The organism is Streptomyces sp. x-19 (genome assembly GCF_046549115.1).
Lineage (GTDB): Bacteria > Actinomycetota > Actinomycetes > Streptomycetales > Streptomycetaceae > Streptomyces > Streptomyces albulus_C.
Map to the genome: position 1 here is coordinate 128539 of NZ_JAJPWK010000008.1, position 9264 is coordinate 137802.

Genomic DNA, 9264 nt, shown 5'->3' on the forward strand with positions numbered 1-9264 from the left:
ATCTCTCCCCCACCGCCGTGGTCGACCAGGAAGTTGGCTTCTTGGCTCCCCTCACCCATCAGGCGTTCCCATCGGGGGTGAGTGGCCGACGGACGGCGCAGCAAGCGGCCCGGGCCAGGCCAGGCCAGGCCGCCCCAGGCCAGGCAGAAGGACGATCCCCTCCTCCGTCCCCTCGCGGCCCGGCAACGACCCGCCCCGAACACCCGTCGACCGGCACCCCTACGCGACCGACGTCCGCGGGCCGCCTCCGCCCTTGATCCGCTGACGCAGGAAGAGGGCGGCACGGTCCAACGCCTCGTCCGCCTCGTCGAGGACGCCGGCGAACGACTGGAACACGTGCGGCACGTCGGCGGTGACGTCGAGGATGACGTCCACGCCCGCCGCGCTCGCCCGTGCAGCCAGGCGGGTGGAGTCGTCCAGCAGCATCTCGTTGGCGCCGACTTGGATCAGCATCGGGGGAAGGCCGGTCAAGTCGGCGTGGACGGCCGGGCTCAGCAGGGGCTGGCGCGGGTCGGCGCCGGCGAGGTGCATGGCTCCGGTGTGTTCGAGGGCCGCGCGGGTGAAGATCGGGTCGATGTCTTCCTTGGTGTCCATGCTTGCGCCGGTCCGGGTGGCGTCGGTGCCCGGGGAGAAGGCGAGGAGGGCGGCGGGCAGCGGAAGGCCCGCGTCCCGGGCGGCGAGGCAGGTGGTGACGGCGAGGCCGCCGCCGGCGGAGTCGCCCGCGACGACGATGGCCGAGGGATCCTCTCCGCGGTCGAGGAGGGCCCGGTAGGCGCTCAGGCCGTCCTCGATCGCGGCCGGGAAGGGGTGTTCGGGGGCGAGCCGGTAGTCCAGCGAGTACGCCCCGAGGCCGGTCCTGGCGACGAGGTTCCCGGTCAGCGAGAGGGCGGTCTCGGGCGAGCCGAAGACCCAGCCGCCGCCGTGGAAGTACAGGATCGTGCCGGCGTCGGGGCCGGCGGCCGCCCCTCGGCCCGACGCCCCCGTCGGCTCGACGCGCAGCGCGGGCCGGTCGCCGAGCGTCGTCGGCGCGGTGCGGATGCTGCTGTGCGGCACGATCATCTGGGCCATCAACTGCCGGAAGCCGGCCCGGATTTCCTCGACCGACCGGGGTCCCTCGGGGCCCGGCTGCCGCAGGATCTCGTCGACTCGGATGCGCTGTTCCCTGCTCATGGACAGACTCCTGCCAGAAGTAGATTCCTGTACACTATATGCCGTGGAATATACATCGAGCGGAGAGCGCGCCGCAGCTGACTTCTCCGGACTCTTCGCCGACCTGGTCCGGTGCGAGACGCGCCTGTACAACGCCCTCAACGACCGTCTCCGCGAGCGGCACGGGATCGTCACCTCGCAGTACGAGTTCCTGAGCTACCTGCGCGACCACCCCGGGTGCCGGGTGGCGGACCTCGCCGCCGAATTCGCCATCGGCGTCGGGGCCACCAGCAAGGGCATCGACCGCCTGGAGAAGCAGGGGTGGGCCGCCCGGCAGCCGAACCCGGCGGACCGCAGGTCCTCCCTGCTGGCCCTGACCGACGACGGCGCGCGGCTCGTCGAGGAGTCGGAACGGACCGTCACGGGCGGCCTGGCCGAACTACTCGGAGGCGCCCTGGAGGCCCCCGCCCTGACGGCGGCCGCGCGGGCCCTGTCGACCCTGCGCGCCACGCTCGAACGCGATCAGGTCGGCACACCCACCGGCTGACCTGCTGACTGGCGCCCCGGTCGCCATCCGGCTCGGGCCTCGGCGGTCGGGGCCGGACTTGCCAACGTCCCTGCCTGCGAGACCTGCGGGACATGTGGGCGGCGAGGAGGGCCCGTTGGCCGGGGGCACCGCTCTTGATCACGCGGGGCGGGAAAGCTGTTCACGCACCCACGCCGGATCGGGGTTGGTGTGCGGCCGGCCGGCCACGACGACGGTCGGCACGGTCTCGTTGCCGTCGTTGGCCGCCCGCACCGTTGCCGCTGCCGCCGGATCACGCCAGATGTTGACCCAATGCAGCTGGCGGGCGTGGCGGCCCAGGCGGAGGCGCAGGCGCAGACAGTACGTGCAGCCCGGACGCCAGTAGACGATCGGCCGGCCATCGGCCGCGCTACGGCGCTGTGCTTCCGAGGCACCGGTCGACCTGGGAAAGGCCAGCGGCGAGTTCACCGCTGCGAGCAGCGCGAACAGCAACAGCACTGCTGCGGCCGCGACGGGAGCCCCGCTGAGGAACTGCCCGGTCGCAATGACCGAGCCGCAGAGCACCAACAGCACCGGCAAGATCCAAGCACGCGTCATGAGGAGAAAGGCTACCGAGGGTCGAAGCGCTCCCGGCGATGCGTGCGGTCACCGGCCCACCACCATCCAGTCCAGCAACGGTGTCGTCTGCGCCCAGGCCACCAGGCAGAGCGCCGCCAGGACGCACAGGCTCCAGCCGATCACCTTCCGCAGGATCTCGCCCTCCCGGCCCGTCAGCCCCACCGCGCTTGAGGCGATCGCGAGGTTCTGCATGGCCTCGGCCTTGCCCTGTACGCCGCCGGTGCTGTTCGTCGCCGCGGCCAGCAGGCCGTCCATGCCGACCCGGTGGGCCGCGGCGACCTGCATCGCGCCGAACAGGGCGTTGGACGAGGTGTCCGAACCGGTCAACGCCACCCCGAACCAGCCCAGGAACCCCGACAGCAGCGCGAACGCACCGCCCGTCCCGGCCAGCCAGGCGCCCAGGGAGACGGCCATGCCGGAGAGGTTCATGACGTAGGACAGGGCCAGGACGCAGCCGATGGACAGCGCGGCCCAGCGGATCTGGACGCACGCCTCACCGTAGGCGCGCAGCGCGCGGCCGGGCCGGACCCGCAGGATCAGGACCGTCAGCACGCCGACGGTCAGCAGCACCGTGCCGCCCGTTCCGAGCCAGTTGAGGTCGTAGACCGCCGCCTTGGGAAGCGTGCCGTCGGCGGTGCGGACGTCGAGTCCCGGCCAGGGGAACGAGGTGCCGCGCGCCGCGACGAAGCGGGCCACCGGGCCGTCCACCGACACCAGCGCGAACGCCACGATGAGCAGCGCGTACGGGGCGAACGCCTGGAGGAGCGGGAGGCGCGGGGCCGTCCCCGGTCGTGGGTCGGAGTCGGCTGCGGGGTGGGTCCCGGCCGGGCGCCAGAAGCGCAGGAGGACCACGAGGGCCAGCACCGAGACGAGTCCGGCCGTGACGTCGGTCAGTTGGTAGGTGAAGAAGTTCGCGCACACGTACTGGCCGACTCCGAAGGCCACGCCGGCCACCAGTGCCGCCGGCCAGACCTCGCGCAGCCCGCGGCGCCCGTCCAGGATCAGCAGGAGGAAGAAGGGGACCAGTACGGCGATCACCGCTGACTGGCGGCCGACCATGGCGCCGAGGTCGTGTTCGGAGAAGCCGGTGGCCTTGGCGAGTGCCTGGATGGGGTTGCCGACCGAACCGAAGGCGGCCGGCGCCGTGTTGGCGAAGGCGGCCACGGCGGCGGCGCGGAGCGGTGTCAGTCCGAGGCCCAGCAGGATGATCGAGGTGATGGCGATGGGGGTGCCGAACCCCGACAGTGACTCGATCATGGCTCCGAAACAGAAGGCGACGACGAGGGCCTGTACGCGGGGGTCCGGGGAGAGCGAGGTGAAGGTCCGGCCGATGAGGTCGAAGTGGCCGGAGGCGCGCTGGAGCTTGTTGATCCACACCGCGTTGAGGATGATCCAGACGATCGGGAAGAGGCCGAACGCCGCTCCCTCCGCGGCGCCGGCCGCGATCTGGCCGAGCGGCATCCGGTAGGCGGCGAGGGCGATGACGACGGCACTGGCCAGGCTCCACAGGGCGGCCCGGTGGGAGGCCATGCGCACCACGCCCAGCAGTATCAGGAGGACCAGGAGTGGGGTGGCGGCCAGCAGCGCGGTGAGCCCCAAGTGGCCTAATGGGTCGGTGACTTGACGGTACACGGCGAGACTCGCTCTCTCCGGCCGAGCGGGCCGGGACTCGGAGTGCTCGATCCGTCCGCGGACGCACGAACGGCATGACGGAATTCCGCGATTCGGATATTATTTTCCGTCAGCCGGAGAGCATGGGTGCGTGTGCTGCGGCCGTCAAGAGGCCCCGCGTCACGGCCTTCTCGAAGCCGAGCGCCCCGGGCGTCCGCCCAGCGCCTCGCTCAGTCGTCCCGCCGCCTCGGCGACCAGCGCCCCGAACCGGTCCCGCATCGGGTCCGTCAGTCGAGCGGTCGGCACGTTCACACTGAGGCTCGCCACCGGGCGTCCGGATTCCCCCAACACCGCCGCCGCCACCGCGGACACGTCCGACCGCCACTCACCGCGGTTCACCGCCCAACCACGCGCCCTGATCTCGTCGACCTCCGCACGCAGCGCCGCCGGGTCCGTCGCCGTCGTCTCCGTGAACCGGGCCAGCCCGCCGGCCAGTTGCTCCGCCACCTCCGCGTCCGACCGGGCCGCCAGCACCGCCTTGCCGTTCGCCGACGCGTGCACCGGCAGGACCTGCCCCAGCGGGAGGATGATCCGCACCGGCTGACTGGTCTCCAACCGTTCGACGAGCACGACCCGTTCGCCCTCCGGCACCGCCAGGTGGACCGTCTCGTCGGTACGCGCCCGCAGTTCCTCCATCACCGGCACCGCGGCGTCCCGCAGCCCCAACTCGCCGGTGGCGCGGCGGCCCACGTGCAGCGCCTTGGCGGTCACCTGCCAGCGGGTCGGGCGGCCTTCGGCGGGACGTATCCAACCCGCCTCGTGCAGCGTCCCGAGCGTGCGCTGCACCGAGCTCTTCGGCAGGTCCATCGCGCGCGCCAGGTCGGCGACGCCGATCGGCTGGCGCTCGGCGACCTCCTCCAACACGCGCAGCGCGTTCCGCACGTTCTGCACCGTTGACTCCCTCCGGGGAACGGTCCTACGCTCCTCGTGCCTTGAGACGGTACAGCGTGCCACCACACGGCACAACCCTCCAGGGAAGGGACCGCTCACGTGAACTCCCCCCAACAGCAAGCCGGTTCGTTCCACACCACCGGCCGCCACTTCCTCCAGATCCCGGGCCCCACCAACGTCCCCGACCCGGTGCTGCGCGCGCTCGCCGCGCCCACCATCGACCACCGGGGGCCCGCCTTCGCCGAGTTGGCCCGGCGCGTGCTGACCCGCCTGGGACCGGTCTTCGGCACGACCGGACCGATCGCCCTCTACCCCAGCTCGGGCACCGGAGCCTGGGAGGCCGCCCTGGTCAACACCCTCAGCCCCGGCGACCGGGTGCTGTTCTTCGAGACCGGCCACTTCGCGGTGCTCTGGCAGGAGCTGGCCGAACGTCTCGGCCTCGACGTCGAACTCGTCCCCGGCGACTGGCGCCACGGCGCCGACCCGGCCGCCCTCGCCGCCCGGCTCGCCCACGACCCGCAACACCGCGTCAAGGCCGTCTGCGTCGTCCACAACGAGACCTCCACCGGCGTCACCAGCCCTGTTTGCCTGCTGCGCAGTGCACTTGATGAGGCGTCACATCCGGCGTTGTTCCTGGTCGACACCGTCTCCTCGCTCGGCTCCACCGACTACCGGCACGACGAGTGGGGCGTCGACGTCACCGTCGCCGGCTCCCAGAAGGGCCTGATGCTCCCACCCGGACTCGGTCTCAACGCCATCGGTCCGCGCGCCCTCGAAGCCCACCGCACCGCCCGCCTGCCCCGCGCCTACTGGGACTGGGACCCCCTGCTCGACACCGTCGAACACGGCCGCTTCCCCTATACCCCGGCCACCAACCTGCTCTACGGCCTCGACGTCGCCCTCGACCTGCTGGCGGCCGAGGGCCTGCCGCAGGTCTTCGCCCGGCACGCGCGGCACGCCGCCGCGACCCGCGCCGCCGTCCGCGGCTGGGGCCTGACCGTGCTCTGCGCCGACCCGCGCGCGCACTCGTCCACCCTGACCGCCGTGCTGATGCCGGACGGCCAGGACGCCGACGCGCTCCGCGCCACCGTCCTGGACCGTTACGACATGTCCCTCGGCAACGGCCTCGGGCGGCTCGCCGGGCGGGTGTTCCGCATCGGCCACCTGGGGCAGCTGAGCGACCTGCAACTCGCCGGGGCGCTGGCCGGCGTCCAGATGGGCCTGTCCGCCCACGGCTTCCCGGCCGACCCGGCGGGACTCACCGCCGCGCTCGACGCATTGAGCACCGCATGAACCACATGGACGGCTTGGACGGCTTGGACAAGAAGGGCGAATCCTCCGTCGAACGGTGCGGGCCTCGCACGCGCGAGGCCGACCGGAACGGGGTGTCGGCATGAGCGCCGCCGGCGAGCCGCTGCGGCGACGCCTCGTACGCGACCTCGACGGGGAGGTCGCCTTCGACGACTACACCCGCCACCTGTACTCCCGCGACGCCAGCATGTACGCCATCACCCCGCTCGGCGTCGCCTTCCCGCGGCACGCCGAGGACGTCGCCGCGGCCGTGCGCGCCGCCGCCGCACACGACACCACCGTGACCGCCCGCGGTGCCGGCACCAGCCTCGCCGGGCAGACCGTCGGCGCCGGCCTGGTCCTCGACTTCTCCCGCCACCTCGACCGGATCACCGACCTCGACCCCACCGCCCGCGCCGCCCGGGTCCAACCCGGCGTCGTCCAGGACCAACTCAACCGCGCCGCCGCCGCGCACGGCCTCGTCTTCGGGCCGGACACCTCCACGAGCAACCGGGCCACCCTCGGCGGCATGCTCGGCAACAACTCCGCGGGCAGCGGCTCGCTGCGGCACGGCATGACGATCGACCACGTCCTGGCGCTGGAGGTGGTCCTCTCCGACGGCACGACCGCGCGCCTCGCCCCCGTGACCGAACCCGAACGCGCCCGGCGCGCCGCCCGCGCCACCCTGGACGGCCGCATCCACCGCGAACTGCCCGCCCTCGCCGCGGCACACGCCGACGCCATCGCCACCGGCTACCCGGCCCACTGGCGCCGGGCCGGCGGCTACCGCCTCGACCGCGTCGCCGCCGACGCCGCCGCCGGACGCCCCTTCGACCCGGCCCGTTTCCTGGTCGGCTCCGAGGGCACCCTCGCCCTCGTCACCGCGGCCGAGGTCCGCCTCGTCCCCCAGCCCGCCCGCACCGTCTTCGCCGTCGGCCACTTCGCCTCCGTCGCCGCCGCCGTCGAGGCCACCGGCGACGCCCTCGCCTGCGATCCCGCGGCCGTGGAGCTGATGGACCGCACCATCCTCGACCTCGCCCGCCGCAAGATCGAATACGCCTCGCTCGGCGCGCTCCTGCACGGCACCCCCGAGGCCCTGCTCTTCGTCAGCCTCACCGGCGACGACGAGGACGAACTCCGCGGGAGACTGGCCGACTTGGCGGGACGGTGGCGGCGTCACGGCCACGGCTACCACACCCTGCTCGCCGAGGCACCCGGCGAGCAGGCCGCCCTGCTCAAAGTCCGCAAGTCCTCGCTCGGTCTGCTGATGGCCGCCGGTTCGGGCACCCACCGCCCCCTGGCCTTCGTCGAGGACACCGCCGTCGACCCGGCCCACCTGCCCGCCTACACCCGCCGATTCAAGGAGATCCTCGACCGGCACGACATGACCGCCGGCTTCTACGGCCACGCCTCCGTCGGCTGCCTGCACATCCGCCCGTTCGTCGACCTCACCGACCCCGCACGGGTCGCCGCCCTGCGCGCCGTCGCCGAGAAGGTCCGCGACCTCGCCGCGGAGTACGGCGGAGCCAACTCCAGCGAACACGGCGACGGGCTGGCCCGCAGCGAGTTCAACCGCCGACTGTTCGGCGACGAGCTCTACGACGCGATGCGCGCGGTGAAACGCCTCTTCGACCCCGACGCCCGCCTCAACCCCGGCAAGATCGTCGACGCCGGGCCGATGACCGACCACCTGCGCGACCCCGCCCTGCCCCCCGCCCCCGGACTGCGCACCCGCCTGGACTTCGCCGACACCGGTGGAATGCGCGGCGCCGCCGACCGGTGCATGAACATCGGCCTGTGCCGCAAGGACGCGCACGGCACCATGTGCCCGACCTACATGGCGACCCGTGAGGAGCAGCACGCCACCCGGGGACGCGCCGGCGCCCTCGTCAAAGCGCTGTCCGCGCCCGACCCCAGGGCCGCGCTCGGGGACGACCGCCTGCACGAGGTCCTCGACCTGTGCCTGATGTGCAAGGCGTGCCGGAGCGAGTGCCCGCTCGGCGTCGATCTGGCCGCCCTCAAGGCCGAGGCCCTCTCGCACCGCCACGACCTGCACGGCGTCCCGCTGCGCAGCCGCCTCTTCGGCGCCGTCCGGACGCTCAACCGCCTCGGCTCCGCCACCGCCCCCCTCCCCGCCCTGCTCCAACACATTCCCGGCGCCGGCCGTTTGCTGGCGCGGCGGCTCGGCCTCGCCGCCGGCCGCCCGCTCCCCCTCCCCCTCCGCGGCAACCTCGTCCGCTGGTACCGGCACCGCATCGCGCCCGGCCGGCCGGCACCGTTGGGAACCGTCACCTTCCTCGCCGACTCCTTCACCACCTACACCGAGCCGGCGGTCGGCCGGGCCGCCGTCGAACTCCTCGAACGCGCCGGCTGGGCGGTCCGGTTGGAGAGCCGCGGCTGCTGCGGCCGGGCCGCCTACTCCAAGGGCCTGCTCGACCGCGCCGCGACGGCCTCGCTCGCCCTCACCCGCCGACTGGCCGCCACCGACGGCCCGATCACCGGATGCGAGCCCTCCTGCCTCCTCACCCTGCGCGACGAGCACCTTCGCCTGCATCCCGATGCCCCGGAGGTCCGCCAGGTCGCCGCACGCGTCCGGCAGACCGAGGAACTGCTCACCGAGGCCATCGACGCCGGGCGGCTCCACCTGCGCCCCGACAACCCCTACGCCGGTCGGCGCATCGTCTACCACGGGCACTGCCACCAGAAGGCGGAGGTCGGCACCGCCGCCACGGTGGCCCTGCTGCGCCGCATACCCGGCGCCCAGGTCACCGAACTGGACGCCGGCTGCTGCGGAATGGCCGGCTCCTTCGGCTTCGAGGCCGAGCACTACGACCTGTCGCTGCGCATCGCCCGCGACCGCCTCGTCCCGGCGCTCGCCGCCGAGCCCCCGACCACCGCCGTCGCGGCCACCGGCGTCTCCTGCCGCCAGCAGATCGCCCACACCACGCACCACGCCGCGCGCCACCCCCTCGAACTCGTACGGGACGCCCTCGCGGACCCGCCCGGCCGCCGGCGCGGGGAGGGGGACGGAGCGGTCGGGTGAGTCCGGTTGCGGGCAAGGCCGGTGGACGGAGCTGGCGTCGGCCTGCCGGTGCCGCCGTGGAGCCGGCCGCCGCTGC

At 73.4% G+C, this 9264-nt stretch carries 7 protein-coding genes; 3 read left to right on the top strand and 4 right to left on the bottom strand.

The features are described from left to right. Window positions 1-219: 219 nt before the first annotated feature. Complete coding sequence (locus tag ACLJT4_RS21095) at window positions 220-1170, bottom strand: alpha/beta hydrolase (protein WP_411124026.1); 951 nt, start codon at window positions 1168-1170, stop codon at window positions 220-222. 43 nt (window positions 1171-1213) lie between these two features. On the opposite strand from ACLJT4_RS21095, the gene ACLJT4_RS21100 reads away from it, so the two are divergent. Next, window positions 1214-1696 carry a MarR family winged helix-turn-helix transcriptional regulator gene (locus ACLJT4_RS21100; protein WP_411124028.1) on the top strand — a complete coding sequence of 161 codons (483 nt, stop codon included), beginning with the start codon at window positions 1214-1216 and terminating at the stop codon, window positions 1694-1696. A gap of 138 nt (window positions 1697-1834) precedes the next feature. Here the strand turns inward: ACLJT4_RS21100 and ACLJT4_RS21105 are convergent, their stop codons facing one another. The 3 genes from ACLJT4_RS21105 to ACLJT4_RS21115 all read right to left on the bottom strand — a co-directional run bounded on the left by ACLJT4_RS21105 (window position 1835) and on the right by ACLJT4_RS21115 (window position 4855). Further along, window positions 1835-2272: a glutaredoxin domain-containing protein gene (locus ACLJT4_RS21105; protein WP_411124030.1), complete on the bottom strand. Its 438-nt coding sequence runs from the start codon at window positions 2270-2272 to the stop codon at window positions 1835-1837. Between the two features lie 48 nt (window positions 2273-2320). Then, a complete protein-coding gene (locus tag ACLJT4_RS21110) occupies window positions 2321-3892 on the bottom strand; it encodes an L-lactate permease (RefSeq protein ID WP_411124032.1) in 1572 nt (523 codons plus the stop codon). A 192-nt stretch (window positions 3893-4084) separates the two neighbouring features. Next, window positions 4085-4855, bottom strand: a complete 771-nt coding sequence (locus tag ACLJT4_RS21115) for an IclR family transcriptional regulator (RefSeq protein WP_411124034.1) — start codon at window positions 4853-4855, stop codon at window positions 4085-4087. A 99-nt stretch (window positions 4856-4954) separates the two neighbouring features. Between ACLJT4_RS21115 and ACLJT4_RS21120 the strand changes: the two genes are divergently transcribed. Both ACLJT4_RS21120 and ACLJT4_RS21125 read left to right on the top strand, forming a co-directional pair. After that, the gene (locus tag ACLJT4_RS21120; RefSeq protein ID WP_411124036.1) at window positions 4955-6148 is read left to right on the top strand and encodes a pyridoxal-phosphate-dependent aminotransferase family protein; all 1194 of its coding nucleotides are present in this window, start codon (window positions 4955-4957) and stop codon (window positions 6146-6148) included. 100 nt (window positions 6149-6248) lie between these two features. Further along, window positions 6249-9188 carry an FAD-binding and (Fe-S)-binding domain-containing protein gene (locus tag ACLJT4_RS21125; protein ID WP_411124038.1) on the top strand — a complete coding sequence of 980 codons (2940 nt, stop codon included), beginning with the start codon at window positions 6249-6251 and terminating at the stop codon, window positions 9186-9188. Window positions 9189-9264 lie beyond the last annotated feature (76 nt).

Excerpts from the sequence above, each read along its gene's own strand:
- ACLJT4_RS21125 (WP_411124038.1), top strand. The coding sequence starts at position 6,249 with ATGAGCGCCGCCGGCGAGCCGCTGCGGCGACGCCTCGTACGCGACCTC.
- ACLJT4_RS21105 (WP_411124030.1), bottom strand. The coding sequence starts at position 2,272 with ATGACGCGTGCTTGGATCTTGCCGGTGCTGTTGGTGCTCTGCGGCTCG.
- ACLJT4_RS21095 (WP_411124026.1), bottom strand. The coding sequence starts at position 1,170 with ATGAGCAGGGAACAGCGCATCCGAGTCGACGAGATCCTGCGGCAGCCG.